16 protein-coding genes are annotated in these 17,315 nt (G+C 64.9%); 7 read left to right on the top strand and 9 right to left on the bottom strand.

All coding sequences use genetic code 11. The features are described 5' to 3' along the window. The first annotated feature begins 19 nt into the window (after positions 1-19). Positions 20-862: a metallophosphoesterase family protein gene (locus ABIC09_RS18095; RefSeq protein ID WP_354110089.1), complete on the top strand. Its 843-nt coding sequence runs from the start codon at positions 20-22 to the stop codon at positions 860-862. Between the two features lie 9 nt (positions 863-871). Here the strand turns inward: ABIC09_RS18095 and ABIC09_RS18090 are convergent, their stop codons facing one another. Together ABIC09_RS18090 and curA are read right to left on the bottom strand one after the other, a co-directional pair. Next, entirely contained in the window at positions 872-1,171 is a 300-nt protein-coding gene (locus tag ABIC09_RS18090; protein ID WP_354110088.1) for a hypothetical protein, read from the bottom strand. A 150-nt stretch (positions 1,172-1,321) separates the two neighbouring features. Next, a complete protein-coding gene (gene curA / locus ABIC09_RS18085; protein WP_354110087.1) occupies positions 1,322-2,344 on the bottom strand; it encodes an NADPH-dependent curcumin/dihydrocurcumin reductase in 1,023 nt (340 codons plus the stop codon). Positions 2,345-2,800: 456 nt separating this feature from the next. Here curA and ABIC09_RS18080 point away from each other — a divergent pair, with 456 nt between their 5' ends. Further along, positions 2,801-3,256 (top strand): hypothetical protein, encoded by a 456-nt coding sequence (locus ABIC09_RS18080; RefSeq protein WP_354110086.1) that lies wholly within the window; start codon positions 2,801-2,803, stop codon positions 3,254-3,256. A gap of 20 nt (positions 3,257-3,276) precedes the next feature. On the opposite strand, the gene guaB is transcribed toward ABIC09_RS18080, so the two are convergent. The 3 genes from guaB to ABIC09_RS18065 form a co-directional block, all read right to left on the bottom strand. Further along, the gene (gene guaB, locus ABIC09_RS18075; RefSeq protein WP_354110085.1) at positions 3,277-4,770 is read right to left on the bottom strand and encodes an IMP dehydrogenase; all 1,494 of its coding nucleotides are present in this window, start codon (positions 4,768-4,770) and stop codon (positions 3,277-3,279) included. Between the two features lie 344 nt (positions 4,771-5,114). Beyond that, positions 5,115-5,525: a helix-turn-helix transcriptional regulator gene (locus tag ABIC09_RS18070; protein ID WP_354110084.1), complete on the bottom strand. Its 411-nt coding sequence runs from the start codon at positions 5,523-5,525 to the stop codon at positions 5,115-5,117. A gap of 9 nt (positions 5,526-5,534) precedes the next feature. Then, positions 5,535-5,963 carry a type II toxin-antitoxin system RelE family toxin gene (locus tag ABIC09_RS18065; protein ID WP_354110083.1) on the bottom strand — a complete coding sequence of 143 codons (429 nt, stop codon included), beginning with the start codon at positions 5,961-5,963 and terminating at the stop codon, positions 5,535-5,537. On the opposite strand from ABIC09_RS18065, the gene ABIC09_RS18060 reads away from it, so the two are divergent. Further along, positions 5,949-7,439: an MFS transporter gene (locus tag ABIC09_RS18060; protein WP_354110082.1), complete on the top strand. Its 1,491-nt coding sequence runs from the start codon at positions 5,949-5,951 to the stop codon at positions 7,437-7,439. The two genes, ABIC09_RS18065 and ABIC09_RS18060, sit on opposite strands and share 15 nt — an antisense overlap. A gap of 107 nt (positions 7,440-7,546) precedes the next feature. On the opposite strand, the gene ABIC09_RS18055 is transcribed toward ABIC09_RS18060, so the two are convergent. Together ABIC09_RS18055 and ABIC09_RS18050 are read right to left on the bottom strand one after the other, a co-directional pair. Then, a complete protein-coding gene (locus ABIC09_RS18055) occupies positions 7,547-8,233 on the bottom strand; it encodes an RlmE family RNA methyltransferase (RefSeq protein WP_148749464.1) in 687 nt (228 codons plus the stop codon). Position 8,234: 1 nt separating this feature from the next. Continuing rightward, complete coding sequence (locus ABIC09_RS18050) at positions 8,235-9,308, bottom strand: Ppx/GppA phosphatase family protein (RefSeq protein ID WP_354110081.1); 1,074 nt, start codon at positions 9,306-9,308, stop codon at positions 8,235-8,237. A 210-nt stretch (positions 9,309-9,518) separates the two neighbouring features. Here ABIC09_RS18050 and ABIC09_RS18045 point away from each other — a divergent pair, with 210 nt between their 5' ends. Next, entirely contained in the window at positions 9,519-11,888 is a 2,370-nt protein-coding gene (locus tag ABIC09_RS18045) for a xanthine dehydrogenase family protein molybdopterin-binding subunit (protein ID WP_354110080.1), read from the top strand. Between the two features lie 160 nt (positions 11,889-12,048). On the opposite strand, the gene ABIC09_RS18040 is transcribed toward ABIC09_RS18045, so the two are convergent. Further along, positions 12,049-12,849 (bottom strand): hypothetical protein, encoded by an 801-nt coding sequence (locus ABIC09_RS18040; protein ID WP_354110079.1) that lies wholly within the window; start codon positions 12,847-12,849, stop codon positions 12,049-12,051. 107 nt (positions 12,850-12,956) lie between these two features. On the opposite strand from ABIC09_RS18040, the gene ABIC09_RS18035 reads away from it, so the two are divergent. The 3 genes from ABIC09_RS18035 to ABIC09_RS18025 are packed head-to-tail and all read left to right on the top strand — an operon-like array spanning position 12,957 to position 16,357. Further along, the gene (locus ABIC09_RS18035) at positions 12,957-13,460 is read left to right on the top strand and encodes a YaiI/YqxD family protein (RefSeq protein WP_354110078.1); all 504 of its coding nucleotides are present in this window, start codon (positions 12,957-12,959) and stop codon (positions 13,458-13,460) included. Positions 13,461-13,462: 2 nt separating this feature from the next. Further along, positions 13,463-15,274, top strand: coding sequence for an ABC-F family ATP-binding cassette domain-containing protein (locus tag ABIC09_RS18030; protein ID WP_354110077.1), 1,812 nt, complete (start codon positions 13,463-13,465; stop codon positions 15,272-15,274). A 3-nt stretch (positions 15,275-15,277) separates the two neighbouring features. After that, positions 15,278-16,357: a D-TA family PLP-dependent enzyme gene (locus ABIC09_RS18025; RefSeq protein WP_354110076.1), complete on the top strand. Its 1,080-nt coding sequence runs from the start codon at positions 15,278-15,280 to the stop codon at positions 16,355-16,357. Here ABIC09_RS18025 and ABIC09_RS18020 read toward each other — a convergent pair. Beyond that, positions 16,354-17,256 (bottom strand): LysR family transcriptional regulator, encoded by a 903-nt coding sequence (locus ABIC09_RS18020; RefSeq protein WP_354034030.1) that lies wholly within the window; start codon positions 17,254-17,256, stop codon positions 16,354-16,356. The genes ABIC09_RS18025 and ABIC09_RS18020 overlap by 4 nt on opposite strands. Positions 17,257-17,315: the final 59 nt, after the last annotated feature.

Below are 17,315 nucleotides of genomic sequence, written 5' to 3'. Positions count from 1 at the left end.
CGCGGGCGAGACTTCGCCCATGTCCGAATTTCGCCTCACCCAGATTTCCGACACGCATCTCGGCCGGCGTTTTCCCGGCCTGATCGCGAACTTTCATCGTGTCAGCGATCACATCGACGCCGACAGGCCTGATCTCGTCATCAACACAGGCGACGTCTCCTTCGACGGGCCCACGAGCCGCGACGATGTGCAGTTTGCGAAGAGCCTGCACGACGCCCTGCCCGTCGACTGTCGCTATCTTCCAGGGAATCACGACATCGGCGACAATCCGACCGCACTCGGGCCTGCGCCAAAGCCTGCGATCGCGGAAGCGCACCGCCAGCAATTCCGCGACATCATCGGCGAGGACCATTGGTCGTTCGAGGCCGCCGGCTGGCGCTTCATGGGCCTCAACTCGCTGGTGATGAATTCAGGGCTCGCGTTCGAGGCCGAGCAGTTCGACTGGCTGTCCCGGGAAATCGCACGCGTGAATGGCAAGCCGGTCGCGCTGTTCCTGCACAAGCCGGTGTTTCTCCATTTGCCGGACGAGCCTGAAGCCCCGGAGACCTCGATCCGCTACGTGCCGCAGCCGGCGCGCGCGCGGTTGATCGAGATGTTTGCGCATGTCGATCTCCGCCTCATCGCGAGCGGTCACGTGCACCAGCGTCGCGACTTCACGTTCCGCCACACGCGGCACGTCTGGGCGCCGTCGGCCGGCTTCAAGATCAACGATTCACGCCAGGACCGGATCGCGATCAAGGAGACCGGCCTCGTCGAGTACCGCTTCGCGCCTGACAGCTTCGAAGTCCGCCACGTCCGCGCCGCAGGCCAGATCGATGTGGATATCGAAGAGCTGTTCGCCCAGATGGGCGGCGAGCACTAGCACCGCGTCTTACGCGACGCTCTTGAGATCCTGCTGGATCGCAGCGAGCAACGACTGCAGCGCTTGGCTGCTCACCGGCTGAGCGACCCGATCATTCACAGGCACAGACTTGACGGACTCGGCTGCCTTGAGCGGACGCTTGGGGAAGCGCGGCGGAGGCGTCGGCATCGCGGGTTGCGTGAACGCACCCTCGTCGTCGGCGTGCACGAACTTGCCATGGATGACGTCGTCGCGACGGCCCATGACATACATGGCCGCCCAATAGCCGGCAGCCAAAAGGATTACGCAGAAAATACCGATCTCTAACATCGCAACACCCAAAATATGCGCGATGATTCAATGCCTTCGCTTTTCCGTCAATGAACCGCCGGTCACACAGGCGGCTTTTGCGGGGTGGTGTGGCCAATCGGTGACTCTTTTTTAACCAACCAGCCCCCTGAAGGGGCTGGTTGTGCCAAATCAGGCCTTGTCCGGCCCGACCCGGACCAGCTGCTTGCCGAAATTGGCGCCCTTCAAGAGCCCGATGAAGGCGGCGGGCGCGCTCTCCAGGCCCTCGGTGACGAACTCCTTGTACTTCACCTTGCCGTCACGGACCCAACCCGACATGTCGCGCAGGAAGTCGCCATGGCGCGAAGCGAAGTCGGAGACGATGAAGCCGCGGAAGGTGAGCCGCTTGGTCAGCGTCGCGCGCATCATCGACGCCGCCCATTTCGGCGGCTTGGCCTCGGTGTCGTTGTAATGCGCGATCAGGCCGCACACCGGCACGCGCGCGAATTGATTGAGCTGCGGGAAGACCGCCTCGAACACCGCGCCGCCGACATTCTCGAAATAGACGTCGATCCCCTTCGGGCAGGCGTCCTTGAGCTTCGCGGCGAGATCAGGATCGCGGTGATCGACGCAGGCATCGAAGCCGAGCTCGTTCACCACGTAGTCGCACTTGTCCTTGCCGCCAGCGATGCCGACCGCGCGTGCTCCCTTGATCTTCGCGATCTGCCCCACGGCCGAGCCGACCGCGCCGGAAGCGCCGGCGACGACGACGGTCTCGCCTTCTTGCGGCTTGCCGATGTCGAGCAGGCCCGTATACGCGGTCATGCCGGGCATGCCGAGCACACCGATCGAGGTCGAGATCGGACCGAGCCTGGGATCGACCTTGATGAGGCCCTTGCCGTTCGAGATCGCGTGCGTCTGCCAGCCCGAACGGATCCTCACGATGTCGCCTGCCGCGAAATCAGGATTGTTGGAGGCCGCGACCTCGCTCACCGCCTCGCCTTCCATCACACCACCGACCGGCACCGGCGCGGCATAGGACGGCCCCTCGCTCATCCGCCCGCGCATATAGGGATCGAGCGACAGCCAGATCGTGCGTAGCAGGACCTCGCCTGCGCCAAGCGTCGGGACGGCAAATTCCTCAAGGCGAAAATCGGATGATTTGGGTTCGCCGACGGGACGTGCGGCGAGAACGATGCGTTTTGCTTGGGACATGATGGCTTCCTCCTGGCTGTCTTTCGACGACGGAAGCGGAGGGAGGTAGCTGCGTCAATACAAAAGCGATGGATTGGATGGTCGCAGGCCATACGCACGTCTCGTGTCCCGGACGCGCTGCAGCGCTCTTGCGCTGCTGCGCAGAGCCGGGACCCATATGGCGACAGGTGACCAAGCGAAGAGATGGGCCCCGGCTCTGCAGCGCACCGCTGAAGAAGCGCTGCGCCGCGTCCGGGGCACGGGCGCGACTGGCGCTTTATGGTCCTTAGAAAATTTTAAGTGCCGGATTAAGGCCGCGATCAGCTATTCCTACTAGTCTAGGCTGCATCGAGGAGATCGTTTCGACTCTGCCGTGTGCGGCACCCTCAGGCTCTTCGCCAGCCGAACGGGGCCGTTGGGCAGGAAGTGGTTCCAAACACGGCAAGCAAAATGATAGTTGGACAGGGAACGGCATTGTTGAGGCAGCAAGTCGGGCAAATGGGGCTCGCAGCCCCGAAGAACACGGCGTGGAAAGTAACGGCCGCCTTAGCTGCCTTGCCGATACTCATCTTTGTGATCGGACCCACGCTCATTGCGTGGCTCACAGGCACGTCCCCTGACCTTCGTGAAACGTCAGGCGGTCTTGCAGGTCTAGTGCTGATCCTCTTGCCGACATGGATCGCACTCTTTCTCAATCACCGCCATGTCCAGTTTATACTCTTGTCAAATTTCCTTTTCGTCTTGATCGGCGTCCTCTGCTCGATCGGCATATGCGTCCTCAGCTGGATCGGGCTTGGCGGCGAAGCGTGGTGGGCATTCCTGGGGTGGCAAGTTGCCCTCATCTGGTCGTTGATCAGCAGCAAGAGACCGGACGCCGCAGCGCTGGATCACTCCGCTCCGCCGATCCCATCACTGACAACGATCAACACATGACCTTGCGTCGGACGTAACTACTAACCCCCGCCCGGATAATTCGGCGCCTCGCGCGTGATGGTCACGTCGTGAACGTGGCTTTCGCGCAGGCCCGCGCCGGTGATGCGCACGAAATTGGCCTTCTCGTGCAGCTCCTTCATGTCCTTTGCGCCGACATAGCCCATTGCAGCACGCAAGCCACCGGCGAGCTGGTGCATGACGTTGCCGACCGGGCCCTTGTAGGGCACCTGGCCCTCGATCCCTTCAGGGACGAGCTTGAGCGCATCCTTGATGTCCTGCTGGAAATAGCGATCGGCCGAGCCGCGCGCCATCGCGCCGACCGAGCCCATGCCGCGATAGGCCTTGTAGGAGCGGCCCTGCCACAAGAACACTTCGCCCGGCGTCTCGTCGGTGCCCGCGAGCAGCGAGCCGACCATCGCGATATCAGCACCGGCAGCGAGCGCCTTGGCGAGATCGCCGGAGAACTTGATGCCGCCATCGGCGATGACGGGGATGTCCGACTTCTTCGCTGCCTCGACCGCATCCATGATCGCGGTGAGCTGGGGCACTCCGACACCGGCGACGATGCGCGTGGTGCAGATCGAGCCCGGGCCGATGCCGACCTTGATGCAGTCCGCGCCGGCATCGATCAGCGCCTGCGCGCCCTCGGATGTCGCGACGTTGCCGGCGACGACCTGCACGGAGTTGGAGAGACGCTTGATGCGGTTGACGGCGTGCAGCACGTGGCGGGAATGGCCGTGCGCGGTGTCGACCACGACGAGGTCGACGCCGGCATCGATCAGCCGTTCGGTGCGCTCGAAGCCGGTGTCGCCGACGGTGGTGGCGGCGGCGACGCGGAGGCGGCCCTGCGCATCCTTGCAGGCGAGCGGATGGGCGACGGCCTTCTCGATGTCCTTGACCGTGATCAGGCCGACGCAGCGATACTGATCGTCGACGACAAGCAGCTTCTCGATGCGATGGTGATGCAGCATCCGCTTGGCTTCATCCTGGCTGACATTCTCGCGCACCGTGACGAGGTTCTCGTGCGTCATCAGCTCGGAGACTTTTTGCCGGCGGTCGGTGGCAAAACGCACGTCGCGGTTGGTGAGGATGCCGACCAGCTTGCCCGGCGTGGACTTGCCGGCACCGGTAACAACGGGAATGCCGGAGATGCCGTGATCGCTCATCAGCTTGAGCGCATCGTCGAGCGAGGCCTCGGGGCTGATGGTGAGCGGGTTCACCACCATACCCGACTCGTAGCGCTTGACCTGCCGCACCTGGGCGGCCTGGCCTTCGGGATCGAAATTGCGGTGGATGACGCCGAGGCCGCCGGCCTGCGCCATGGCGATCGCCATGCGGGCCTCGGTGACGGTGTCCATGGCGGAGGCCATGATCGGAATGTTGAGCGGGATGGCGCGGGTGACGCGGGAGCGGATGTCGACCTCGCCCGGCATGACGTCCGACAGACCCGGCTTCAACAGCACGTCGTCGAACGTAAAGGCTTCGCGGATGCCCTGAAGTTGCACCGTGGCCATCTGCCAACTCCTTCCTGCGGCCGTGCCGCAAATAAGTATGGATGAGCGCCGCCCTCGGCGTACCTTGCGGCATCGCCGGAGAATCGGAGCCCATCGGTGGGGTTGACGCGGGTCGATAGCACGGCCGCGCGACGAATCAAAGCAAATCGGACCGCTGGCCAGCCATGCACGGGCTTTTTAGGTAAATTCGGCGGGGGCAGCCGGGCGGTGGCCCCACCGTCATTCCGGGCCGATGCGCAAGAATTCCGGGCTCGCGCCCAATCCAAGGGCGCGCCCCGAAATGACGAGGGAGCGAGAGGCCCTGCCCGCTTATATCTGGCGCAGTAACGAAGACCGCGCCGGCCTCAATCGATCAACAGATCGACCGGAACACCCAATACGCGCGCAAATTTCTTCTGTAGCTCGGCAGGCCCTTTGCGCCGGCCGTTCTCGATCTCGGACAGATAGTTCTGACTGATACCGGCCGCCACGGCCAATTCGCCTTGGATCATGCCGCGCCATTCGCGGATGACCCGGATTGCATTCTCGCCGTCGGTAAGACGGTCAACAACCGCCTTCGGCAACACCAGCTCGCGTCCTTCCTTCACGGCGCGAGTGGAGTTTCGGACAATGCGGCTCGCGGCAGCATCTTCCTGCGCGTCCGCCGCAAGGGCGACCAGCCGGTCATACTCGTTGCGCGGCAGGATTGCCAGATCATCGCCTCCCGGCGTCCGGATGAACTGGACAGTGCTCTTCGCGGTGCCGGATTTCGCCATGGAGTCCTCTCAGTCATAGATTTCACGGCGGTGCCCAACCGCGTGAATCGTAATCGTGTTGCCTTTCACCGTGAACAGCACCCGCCAGTCGCCGGCGCGAAGCCGCATGCCCGGCACACCTTTCAGCGCCTTGACGTCGCCTGCTCCGGTCTGCGCAAAGGCCTGTAGCTTGAGATCGATCTGGGCACGCGTGGCGGCAGTCAGCTTGCGCCATTGGCGGACCGCAGCGGAGGTGAATTCGATCTCCTTCACGCGGGATATATCGCATAATGCGATAAGTTCGGCAAGCGGATTCATCGCGCATTGCGATGGCCTGCTCACGCAGGATTTAGGTGCTATGCGTTGATGCGCAATGGTCGCGGCCGAGTCGTGGTGATAAGCCGCAAGTCCGCCTCTCCTTCTGATTTCCATTACCAATCCGTCATGGTCGACAAGCAACGCATCATTCCGCTGATCGTGGCCACCGCTCTCTTCATGGAGAACATGGACTCCACGGTGATCGCCACCTCGCTGCCGGCGATCGCGGCCGACATCGGCTCCAGCCCGCTGACGCTGAAGCTCGCGATCACGTCCTACCTCCTGTCGCTCGCGGTGTTCATCCCGGCGAGCGGCTGGACCGCCGATCGATTCGGCGCGCGCATGGTGTTCGCGATCGCCGTCGGCGTGTTCATGGTCGGCTCGGTCGGCTGCGCGCTCTCGACCTCGGTCACCGACTTCGTGATCGCGCGCATCCTCCAGGGCATGGGCGGGGCGATGATGACGCCGGTCGGGCGCCTCGTGCTGCTGCGCTCCGTCGACAAGAGCGCGCTGGTCAACGCGATGGCCTGGGTGACGGTCCCTGCCCTGATCGGTCCCGTCATCGGTCCGCCGCTCGGCGGCTTCATCACCACCTACGCGTCGTGGCACTGGATCTTCCTGATCAACATTCCGATCGGGCTGCTCGGCATCTTCATGGCGCTGAAGTTCATCGATCCCATCAAGAGCGAGAACCGCGAGCCGTTCGATCTCTACGGCATGGTGCTGGCAGGCATCGGGCTTGCCGGCATCGCATTCGGTCTCTCCGTGGCCGGGCTCAACCTGCTGCCCTGGAGCATCGTTGCGGCCCTGATCGCGGGCGGCGCGATCTCGATGACGCTCTACGTCATCCATGCCCGGCGGACGGGATCGCCGGTGCTGGACTTTTCGCTTCTGAACCTCCCGACGCTGCGCGCGGCCGTGCTCGGCGGTTTCCTGTTCCGGCTCGGCATCGGCGCCTTGCCCTTCCTGCTGCCGCTGTTGATGCAGATCGGCTTCGGGTTGTCGCCATTCCATTCCGGCCTCGTCACCTTCGGCTCCTCGCTCGGCGCGATGGGCATGAAGACGCTGGCCGCGCGGATCATCCGCACCTTCGGCTTCCGCAACCTGATGACAGTGAACGCCATCATCAGCGCATTTTTTCTCGGCGTCTGCGCGCTGTTCACGGTGACGACGCCGCTGCTGATCATCCTGGTGATTCTGGTGGTCGGCGGCTTCTTCCGCTCGCTCGAGTTCACCGCCATCAACACGGTGGCCTATGCCGACGTCGAGAGTGCGCAGATGAGCCGCGCCACGACGCTGGTCAGCGTCAACCAGCAGCTCGCGATCTCCGCCGGCGTCGCGGTCGGTGCCGCCTCGGTCGAGACCACGATGTGGCTCAGCCATGTCAGCGAGCTCAACGCCACCATGTTCTCGCCGGCCTTCGTCGTGGTGGCGCTGACCTCGGCGGCGTCGAGCTGGTTCTTCTGGCAGATGCCCGCCGACGCCGGCCACGAGATCTCCGGGCGCAAGGCGGTGGAGATCGCAAGCCGCAAGGGCGCAGCCAAGAGCGCGGCAACCGCCGCCGTCAAGGTGGCGACGGAAGACACGCAGGACATGCGGGATCAGCGGCTGGGGTAGTTGCTGATCTCGTCATTGCGAGCGAAGCGAAGCAATCCAGAATCTTTCCGCGGATCAAGTCTGGATTGCTTCGTCGCAAGGGCTCCTCGCAATGACGGAGTCTGCGGCTACGCCTTCGCCTCGCCGCGAAAGCCCGTCGCGAGTACGTAGCGTTCGGACGAATCCTGCCGGCTCGCGGCCGGCTTGACGTGACGCACTGTGGCAAAATCGCGCTTGAGCTGGGCGAGCAGATCGGCGTCGGCGCCGCTCTGGAACGTTTTTGCCAGAAACGAGCCGCCGGGCTTGAGCACGTCACAGGCAAACGCCGCCGCCGTCTCGATCAGGCCGACGATGCGGAGCTGGTCGGTCTTGCGGTGACCGGTGGTGTTGGCGGCCATGTCGGACATCACGACGTCGGCGCCGCCGCCGAGCATGGCGTTGAGCTTCGCCGGCGCGTCGTTGTCCATGAAGTCGAGCTGGGCGAAGTCGACGCCGGCAATCTCGGGCATGTCCAGCAGATCGATCGCGACGACCTTGCCCTTGCCGTCGATCGAGCCGACGCGCTTGGCGGCGATCTGGCTCCAGCCACCGGGGGCCGCGCCGAGATCGACCACGGCCATGCCTGATTTCAGCAGGCGATATTTGTCGTCGATCTCGAGCAGCTTGAACGCAGCGCGCGAGCGATAGCCCAAAGCCTTGGCCTTGACGACATAGGGATCGTTGAGCTGCCGCTCCAGCCAGAGTTTTGATGACAATTTGCGCTTGCCGCCGGTCTTGACCTGGACGTGCAAGCGGCCGGTGGTGTCCTTAGCCATCTCACCAGCTCCCGAGCGCGCCGTCCTCGCGCATCATCTCGACCAGCATGCCCTCGCGGAGGCCACGGTCGGCGACGCGCAGGCGCGGCAGCGGGAAAGCGCGGCGGATCGCATCGAGGATGGCGCAGCCGGCCAGCACCAGATCGGCGCGCTCGAAGCTGATGCAGCTGTTGTTCGCGCGCTCCTGGTAGGTCATGCCGAGCAGCTTGCTGATGGTCGCGGTGATATCGGTGTCCTTCATCCAGATGCTGTCAATGCGGCGGCGGTCGTAGCGCGCGAGATTGAGATGGATACCGGCGAGCGTGGTCACGGTGCCCGACGTGCCGAGCAGATGCATGTCGGCGAGATCGCGGCCATGCGCTTGCGCGAACGGCGCGACATGGTTGGCGACCTCCTGCTCCATCGCGGCGTAGATCTCCGGCGTCACGTCGCGGCCGCCAAACTGCTCGGCCAGCGTCACCACGCCCAGCGGGATCGACATCCAGGCCTTGATGCGCGGCTCCGGATTTTGCGGGTCGCGCTCGATCCACACCAGCTCGGTGGAACCGCCGCCGATATCGAACAGGATGGCGCCGCGCCCACTCGGATCAACCAGCGGCGAGCAGCCGAGCATGGCGAGTGAGGCTTCCGTCTCGCGGTCGATCACCTCGAGGTCGATGCCGGTCTCGGCCGCGACGCGGCTGCGAAAGCCCTCCGCATTCGAGGCCGCGCGGCAGGCTTCGGTGGCGATCAGCCGCAGCCGCTTGGCTTTGCGCAGGTTGATCTTGTCCCGGCAAATGCTGAGCGCGGCGATGGCGCGATCGATCGCGGCCTCGCTGATCGAGCCGGTCGCCGAGACGCCCTCGCCGAGCCGGATGATGCGCGAGAAGGAATCGACCACGCGAAAGCCGTCGTGGGTCGGACAGGCGATCAGGAGCCTGCAATTGTTGGTGCCGAGGTCCAGCGCCGCGTAGACGCCGGTTCCCGGCGCTTGCGCGGCGACGGCCGGTTCGGGGGCCAACGCCACCGCCGCCATCGACCCCTCGAGCTCACCGTGCGGCCCATGGCCGTCGCGGAGCCGCGTGTGGTCATTCATACAAACTGTCTTTCCGCGGCCGGTTGGGCCGATCTGGAATTGCTTTTTCGCCTGAAACATTAGCAGCGCGGCAGGCCTGCGCAACAACGCATCACATGGGACCATGTCCATTCGTGCGTTGTCGTGAACGGGTCGGTGGGTTATTTCAATGGGGTCCGGTCCCAAAAGGCGCCCAAAAACGCGCAATTGCCGGCTTTTCAGGTCATTCCCATGCAAGAACACACCAAATCCTCGACGCTCGAAAACGCTATTGCACTGCAGAAATACGGCGTCGGGCAGCCGGTCCGCCGCAAGGAGGACGACACGCTGGTGCGCGGCAAGGGCCGCTACACCGACGATTTCAACCTGCCCGGCCAGGCCCATTGCGTGGTCGTCCGCTCGACCCATGCCCATGGCGCCATCCGCGGCATCGGCACCGAGGCCGCCAAGGCCATGCCGGGCGTGCTGGGGGTGTGGACCGGCAAGGACCTCGACGCAGCCGGCTATGGCCCCTTTACCTGCGGCCTGCCGCTGAAGAGCCGTGACGGCTCGCCCCTGCTCCAGACCAACCGCCAGCCGCTGGCGACCGACAAGGTCCGCTTCGTCGGAGACCCCGTCGCCTTCGTGGTGGCCGATACGCTGGCCCAGGCGCGCGACGCGGCCGAGGCGGTCGAGCTCGATATCGAGCCGCTGCCGGCCGTGACCGATCCCGAGGAGGCCACCAAGCCCGGCGCGCCGCAACTCTACGACCACATCCCGAACAACGTCGCGCTCGACTACCATTATGGCGACATGGAGAAGGTGAACGCCGCTTTCGCCAGCGCCGCCCATGTCACCAAAGTCGACATCGAGAACACCCGCGTCGCCGTGGTCTCGATGGAGCCGCGCGTCGGGCTTGCCTCCTACGACAGGAAGACCGAGCGCTACACCATCCAGATGCCGACGCAGGGCGTCGCGGGCAACCGCGCCAACCTCGCCAAGAACCTGAAGGTGCCGAACGAGAAGGTGCGCATCCTCACCGCCAATGTCGGCGGCTCCTTCGGCATGAAGAACGTCAACTATCCCGAATACATGTGCATCCTGTACGCGGCGAAGGCGCTGGGACGTCCGGTGAAGTGGCTCGACGAGCGCTCCACCAGCTTTCTCTCCGACAGCCATGGCCGCGCGCAAAAGATCCATGCCGAGCTCGCGCTCGACGCCGAGGGGCACTTCCTCGCGGCGAAGCTCTCGGGCTACGGCAATCTCGGCGCCTACATCACCGGGGTTTCACCGAGCCCGCTCTCGCTCAATACCGGCAAGAATTTTTCCAGCGTCTACCGCACGCCGCTGATGAGCATCGACATCAAGACGGTATTGACCAACACCACGCTGATGGGCGCCTATCGCGGCGCCGGCCGGCCCGAGGCCAACTATTACATGGAGCGGCTGATCGACCGCGCCGCCGACGAGATGGGCATCAACCGGCTGACGCTGCGCAAGCGCAACTTCATCAAGCAGAGCCAGATGCCGTTTCCGGCCTCCTCCGGCGTCACCTATGACAGCGGCGACTTCCAGGCGGTCTTCACCAAGGCGCTCGAAATCTCCGACCACGAGAATTTCGCCAGGCGCAAGAAGGAGAGCAAGAAATCCGGCAAGCTGCGCGGCATCGCCGTCGGCTCCTATCTCGAGGTGACGGCGCCGCCGAGCCCCGAGCTCGGCAAGATCGTGTTCGATCCCGATGGCAGCGTGCAGCTCATCACCGGCACACTCGACTACGGCCAGGGCCACGCCACGCCGTTTGCGCAGGTGCTGAGCGCGCAGCTCGGCGTTCCCTTCGAGAGCGTGAAGCTCGTGCAGGGCGACAGCGACATCGTGCACGCCGGCAGCGGCACCGGCGGCTCGCGCTCGATCACCGCGACCGGACAAGCCATCGTGGAGTCCTCGCGCCTCGTGATCGAAAAGGGCAAGCGCGCCGCCGCGCACATGCTGGAAGCGTCGGAGGCCGACATCGAGTTCGCCGACGGTGCTTTCACCATCGCCGGAACCGACCGCAGCATCGACATCATGGAGCTCGCCAAGAAGCTGCATGACGCCAAGGTGCCGGACGGCGTGCCTGACTCACTCGACGTCGATCACACCAGCGAGCCAGTGCCCTCGGCCTTCCCGAACGGCTGCCATGTCGCCGAGGTCGAGGTCGATCCTGACACCGGCGTGGTGCAGATCGTGCGCTACAGCGCGGTGAACGATTTCGGCACGGTGATCAATCCGATGCTGGTCGCGGGCCAGCTCCATGGCGGCGTCGTCCAGGGCATCGGCCAGGCGCTGATGGAGCACGTCCGCTATGACGAGAGCGGCCAGCCCATCACCGGCTCGCTGATGGACTATGCGCTGCCCCGTGCCGAGGATGTGCCGTACATGGAGGTCGGCGATCACCCGGTGCCGGCCACGAGCAATCCGCTCGGCACCAAGGGCTGCGGCGAAGCCGGCTGCGCTGGCAGCCTGTCGACGGTGGTGAACGCGGTGCTCGATGCGCTCTCCGACTACGGCATCAAGCACATCGACATGCCGCTGACGCCGGAACGGGTGTGGCGGGCGATCCAGGACGCGAAGGGCAAGGCGTAACAGGCACTTCTGCCTCAACAACAATGCTGTCATCGCCCCGCCTTGATCGGGCGATCCAGGGCGCCGAGGCAGTCGTGATTCACGGATCGGCCGCAGCCTACTGGATTCCCCGCCTTCGCGGGGAATGACAGAGAATGTGAGGATGCGCTGTGCCCCTTCCCTACGCCGCCGCCTGCTCCCGCGGCTGGTAGATCGCGATGTGCTGGCAGTGCGCCAACGGCGTCGTGCCATTGGCGACGACCAGCGCGTCGAGCTCGACGAAGCGGTGGCCCTTCTTCTCGTAGTTCGCGGTCACCTTCGCCCGCGCAACGATCTCATCGCCGGCGCGTGCAGCCGACAAGATCTGCATGTGGCTGCCGACATGGATCCACGGGCCGAGGATCGTATTGTCCACCAGTACGCGGTTCATGACGCGCTGGATCAGGCCGGGATGGCCGAGCCCCTCGCGCGCGAAAATCGGATCGCTCTCCCTGACATCGGCGAGGTAGTCGCTCGCTGCCTGCCCGGCCCAGCGGCGCGGCGTCGTGCCGAGCCATTTGCCGACCTCGAAGATTCCTGGGCTGACCGGCTTGCGCTCGACCACCGCGGGCACTTCGACATAGTCTCCCAACGACACAGTCGGCGCCGCCGCCGGCAGCGACGCCGTTCCGGTGGCGCAAAGCTCGGTGCGGCTGAAGACCTCGATCGTGAGCAGGCCGTTGTGCTCGGTCGCATCGATATCGGCAGTCTCGCCGTCATAGACCGGCTTGATGAAGCGCGCCTCGACCAGCCCGCGCGCGAGGAAATCGCGGCCCCAGCGCGCCACCGGCACATGCATCATGTACGCGAAGACATCGACGCCCGGAACCAGGCCACCGGAAAAGCCGAAGCGGCGCGCCACCGTATCGTCATGCATCTTGTTTTCGGATTGCTTGGCGGTGTTGTAGGCCTCGACGCGGTAGGTTTCGAGCCGGTTCGGCATGGCGGGCTTTTCCCTATGTTTTTGTTCTTTCAGAGCCGATCGTAGGCCTCACGGAACCGGGGTCAATCCCCTCGCCTTTGCGGCGCGAATGGGGTACCACGCGGCGAATGACTGACACCCCCACCCGCATCTATGTCGACGCCGACGCCTGCCCGGTGAAGGACGAAATCTACCGCGTCGCGCTCCGCCACGGCGTGCCCGTGAGCGTGGTCGCCGGCAACTTTATCCGTGTGCCGAACGATCCCCTCATCGAGCGTATCGCCGCCGGCGCGGGCATGGACGCGGCCGACGACTGGATCGCCGAGAAGGCCAAGCCCGGCGACGTCGTCATCACCTCCGACATTCCGCTGGCGAGCCGCTGCGTGAAGGCGGGCGCCGACGTGATCGCGCCGAACGGCAAACCGTTCACGGAGGAATCGATCGGGATGACGCTGGCGGTGCGCAATCTCATGACGGATCTGCGCTCAGCCGGCGAAGTGACCGGCGGCCCGCGCTCGTTCGCGCCGCGCGACCGCTCAACATTCCTCTCGGCGCTGGACCAGACGCTGCGCCGGATCCAGCGCCGGCGCGCCGACCAGGCCGCAATGAGCCAGAATTCGAGTCAAGGCTGACCATGGCGCCGCCGCTGATCCAACTCAAGGACATCAAGCTGACATTCGGCGGCACGCCGCTTTTGAGCGGCGTCGAGCTCAATGTCGCGCCATCCGAGCGCGTCTGCCTGATCGGCCGCAACGGCTCCGGCAAGTCGACGCTGCTAAAGATCGCCGCCGGCTTGGTTGAGCCCGACGGCGGCACACGCTTCGTGCAGCCCGGCGCGACGGTTCGCTATTTGCAGCAGGAGCCTGATTTCGGCGACCACAAGACCACGCTCGCTTATGTCGAGGCGGGCCTCGCGCCCGGTGACGATCCATACCAGGCGCGCTACCTGGTCGAACAACTCGGATTGACCGGCAACGAGAGCCCGGCCAACGTCTCCGGTGGCGAGGCCCGCCGCGCGGCGCTCGCGCGGGTGCTGGCGCCCTCGCCCGACATATTGCTGCTGGACGAGCCGACCAACCATCTCGATCTCGCCACCATCGAATGGCTGGAAAAGGAGCTCGACAGCCGCCGCAGCGCACTGGTGATCATCAGCCACGACCGCCGCTTCCTCAGCAATCTCTCGCGCGCGACGGCATGGCTCGACCGCGGCAGGATCAAGCAGATCGACCGCGGCTTCGCCTCGTTCGAGAGCTGGCGCGACGAGGTGCTGGCGGAAGAAGAGCGCGACCAGCACAAGCTCGACCGCAAGATCGTCGACGAGGAGCACTGGCTGCGCCACGGCGTCTCCGGGCGGCGCAAGCGCAACGTCAAGCGGCTCGGTAATCTGCATGCGCTGCGCGACCAGCGCCGCAACTATCGCGGCACCGCCGGCACCGCCAGTCTCGCCGCGTCGGAGGCGGAGCAATCCGGCAAGCTCGTGATCGAGGCCAAGGGCATCACCAAGGCCTTTGGCAACCGTATCATCGTCGACAATTTCTCCACCCGCATCCAGCGCGGCGACCGGCTCGGCATCATCGGTCCCAACGGCGCCGGCAAGACCACGCTGGTCAATCTCCTCACCGGCGGCGCACAGCCTGATTCCGGCACCGTGCGGCTTGGCGCCAATCTGGAAACGGCCACGCTCGACCAGCACCGCGAAAGCCTCGATCCCAAGTCGACACTGGCCGAGGCGCTGACCGGTGGCCGTGGCGACCAGATCATGGTCGGCGGCAAGCCGAAGCATGTGGTCGGCTACATGAAGGATTTCCTGTTCGCCCAGGAACAGCGCGGCACGCCGGTGGAGGTGCTCTCGGGCGGCGAGCGCGGCCGGCTGATGCTGGCGCGCGCGCTGGCGAAGCCGTCGAACCTGCTGGTGCTGGACGAGCCGACCAACGATCTCGATCTCGAAACGCTCGACGTGCTCGAAGACATGCTCGGCGACTACGATGGCACCGTGATCCTGATCAGCCATGACCGCGATTTCCTTGACCGCGTCGTAACCTCGGTGATCGCGCCCGAGGGCAACGGCAAGTGGACCGAATATGCCGGCGGCTATAGCGACATGCTCACGCAACGCGGCGCCGACCTGAAGCGCGAGACTGCGAAGCCGCAAGCGCCCGCGGAGAAGAAGGAAGAGCGGGCCGCGGCTCCCGCCGCCGTGTCAAAACGGCGGTTGAGCTTCAACGAGAAGCATGCGCTGGAAACGCTGCCGAAGAAGATGGAAAAATTGCAGGCCGATATCGCCAAGCTGCAACGCCTGCTCGACGATCCCAACCTCTATGTCAAGGATCGCAAAACATTCGACGACACCTCCGCCGCGATCGCCAAGGCGCACGACGAATTGTCCGCCTCCGAAGAGCGCTGGCTTGAACTTGAAATGCTCCGCGAAGAAATCGAACAGGCATAACCCATGACAACTGCTCTTGCCGCAAAACTCGCCCGTGAATACGGTACGCCCTGCGCCGTCATCGACATGGACAAGGTCGAGCGCAACATCGCGCGGATCCAGAAGGCCTGCGACGACGCCGGCATCGCCAACCGTCCCCACATCAAGACGCACAAGAATCCGACCATTGCGAAGATGCAGGTCGCGGCCGGCGCCAAAGGCATCACCTGCCAGAAGATCGGCGAGGCCGAGATCATGGCCAATGCCGGCATCGACGACATCCTGATCAGCTACAATCTGCTGGGCGAGGAAAAGATGGCGCGCCTCGGCGCGCTGAATGCCAAAACCAACATGACGGTCGCCGCCGACAATTCGACCGTCGTTGCCGGCCTCCCCAAAGCTGCAGCAGCCTCGGGCCGTCCGCTCTCGGTCGTCGTCGAATGCGACACGGGCCGCAAGCGCGCGGGCGTCGAGACGCCGGCGGAGGCGATTGCGCTCGCGCGCGAGATCGCGGCGTCCAGGGGACTGGAGTTTGCCGGCTTCATGCTCTACCCGACCGAGACCGGCTGGGGCGATGCGCAGAAATTCTTCGACGAGGCGCTGGCCGGCGTGCGCGCGCACGGGCTCGATGCCAAGATCGTCTCGACCGGCGGCACGCCGAACCTCAAGAACATCGGCAAGCTCAAAGGCGGCACCGAGCACCGCTTCGGCACCTACATTTACAACGACCGCATGCAGGTCGCAGCCGGCTCCGCCACCTGGGACGATTGCGCCCTGCACGTCTATTCGACGGTGGTGAGCCGCGCCGCACCCGAGCGCGGCATCCTCGACGCCGGCTCGAAGACGCTGACGACGGACACCGGCGGCCTCGACGGCCACGGCCTGATCCTGGAGCACCCCGAAGCCAAGATCGCGCGCTTCGCCGAGGAGCACGGCTTCCTCGACCTCTCCCGCAGCAACACACGACCGAACGTCGGCGACGTCGTCCGCATCGTGCCAAACCACGTCTGCGTCGTCGTCAACATGATGGACGAGATCGTGATGGTCCGCGGCGAGGAGATCATCGGCACGCTGCCGGTGGCGGCGCGTGGGAAGCTGCGCTAGGCGTGAATTAGAGCTTGTAGCTCCCGATCCAGGCCGTCGCGGAACAGCTTGATTGGGCCGGTCAGACGGCCGGCCGGTGGGCGATGCACCAGCCATGCACGCACGGCGGGATTGAAGTCGCGCGCAGCGACCGGCTTGAGCTTGTCTCGAAACGCGCTGCGCTTCAGCGCAATCGGTGTGACCAGCCCGACGCCCAGACCGCGTGACACCAGCGACAGCCGAAGCTCGCTGTCCAGCGCCTCCACGGCGACGGTGAACGGCAAATGCTCGGCGTCGAAGCGACGCTTGAGCGTGTCGCGAAATCCGCAGCCGTCCTGGTTGATCACCCATGAGAGCTGCGACAGACGCTCGAGGTCGACGGTGCGCGGGATCTTCATCTCGCGCGCGACGACGAACACCACCGGCTGCGACCCGAGATCGTCGGCGACGAGATCGGCGGGCGGAACTGCCCCGTCGGGCAGGCAGATCGCAGCGGCATCGAGTTCATTGCGGCTGACCCTCTCGACCTGGTTGGGCGACCAGCCCGAGACGACCCGCACGCTCAGCGCCGGAAATTCGGCACGCACCGCATCGAGCGGCGCGCTGAGTCCGGCCTCGGAGAGAAATGGCGTGAGGCCGAGCCTGAACTCGCCGCGTACTACGCCATCATCAGCGACGCCGGCCTTGAGATCATCCAGCATCCTCAGCAGGCGCCGGCCCTGCTCATAGGCCTCATGACCTGCGGCCGTGGGCTTCAGCGGTTTCGACAGGCGGTCCAACAACTGCGCGCCCAGCATCTCCTCGAGATTCTGGATGCGCCGGGTCACGCCAGGCTGGGTGAGATTGAGGCGCATCGAGGCCGCAACGATCGATCCGGTCTCGACCACAGCAACGAACGCGACGAGGTCATGGGTGTTCATAACGAACTCGCATATTCTTTATAGGCTTAATTGAATTGTAGCATATTGCCAGCCCGCCT

Origin of the sequence: Bradyrhizobium sp. S3.12.5 (assembly GCF_040548225.1) — a bacterium.
Classification (GTDB): domain Bacteria; phylum Pseudomonadota; class Alphaproteobacteria; order Rhizobiales; family Xanthobacteraceae; genus Bradyrhizobium; species Bradyrhizobium cytisi.
The sequence above is the reverse complement of the archived record's forward strand: the minus strand, read 5'-3'. Positions and strand labels throughout refer to the sequence as shown.

What these genes read in the sequence shown, in the direction of transcription:
- ABIC09_RS18095 (WP_354110089.1), top strand. Translation starts at nt 20, where the DNA reads ATGTCCGAATTTCGCCTCACCCAGATTTCCGACACGCATCTCGGCCGG.
- ABIC09_RS18090 (WP_354110088.1), bottom strand. Translation starts at nt 1,171, where the DNA reads ATGTTAGAGATCGGTATTTTCTGCGTAATCCTTTTGGCTGCCGGCTAT.
- curA (WP_354110087.1), bottom strand. Translation starts at nt 2,344, where the DNA reads ATGTCCCAAGCAAAACGCATCGTTCTCGCCGCACGTCCCGTCGGCGAA.
- guaB (WP_354110085.1), bottom strand. Translation starts at nt 4,770, where the DNA reads ATGGCCACGGTGCAACTTCAGGGCATCCGCGAAGCCTTTACGTTCGAC.
- ABIC09_RS18070 (WP_354110084.1), bottom strand. Translation starts at nt 5,525, where the DNA reads ATGGCGAAATCCGGCACCGCGAAGAGCACTGTCCAGTTCATCCGGACG.
- ABIC09_RS18060 (WP_354110082.1), top strand. Translation starts at nt 5,949, where the DNA reads ATGGTCGACAAGCAACGCATCATTCCGCTGATCGTGGCCACCGCTCTC.
- ABIC09_RS18055 (WP_148749464.1), bottom strand. Translation starts at nt 8,233, where the DNA reads ATGGCTAAGGACACCACCGGCCGCTTGCACGTCCAGGTCAAGACCGGC.
- ABIC09_RS18050 (WP_354110081.1), bottom strand. Translation starts at nt 9,308, where the DNA reads ATGAATGACCACACGCGGCTCCGCGACGGCCATGGGCCGCACGGTGAG.
- ABIC09_RS18045 (WP_354110080.1), top strand. Translation starts at nt 9,519, where the DNA reads ATGCAAGAACACACCAAATCCTCGACGCTCGAAAACGCTATTGCACTG.
- ABIC09_RS18040 (WP_354110079.1), bottom strand. Translation starts at nt 12,849, where the DNA reads ATGCCGAACCGGCTCGAAACCTACCGCGTCGAGGCCTACAACACCGCC.
- ABIC09_RS18035 (WP_354110078.1), top strand. Translation starts at nt 12,957, where the DNA reads ATGACTGACACCCCCACCCGCATCTATGTCGACGCCGACGCCTGCCCG.
- ABIC09_RS18030 (WP_354110077.1), top strand. Translation starts at nt 13,463, where the DNA reads ATGGCGCCGCCGCTGATCCAACTCAAGGACATCAAGCTGACATTCGGC.
- ABIC09_RS18025 (WP_354110076.1), top strand. Translation starts at nt 15,278, where the DNA reads ATGACAACTGCTCTTGCCGCAAAACTCGCCCGTGAATACGGTACGCCC.
- ABIC09_RS18020 (WP_354034030.1), bottom strand. Translation starts at nt 17,256, where the DNA reads ATGAACACCCATGACCTCGTCGCGTTCGTTGCTGTGGTCGAGACCGGA.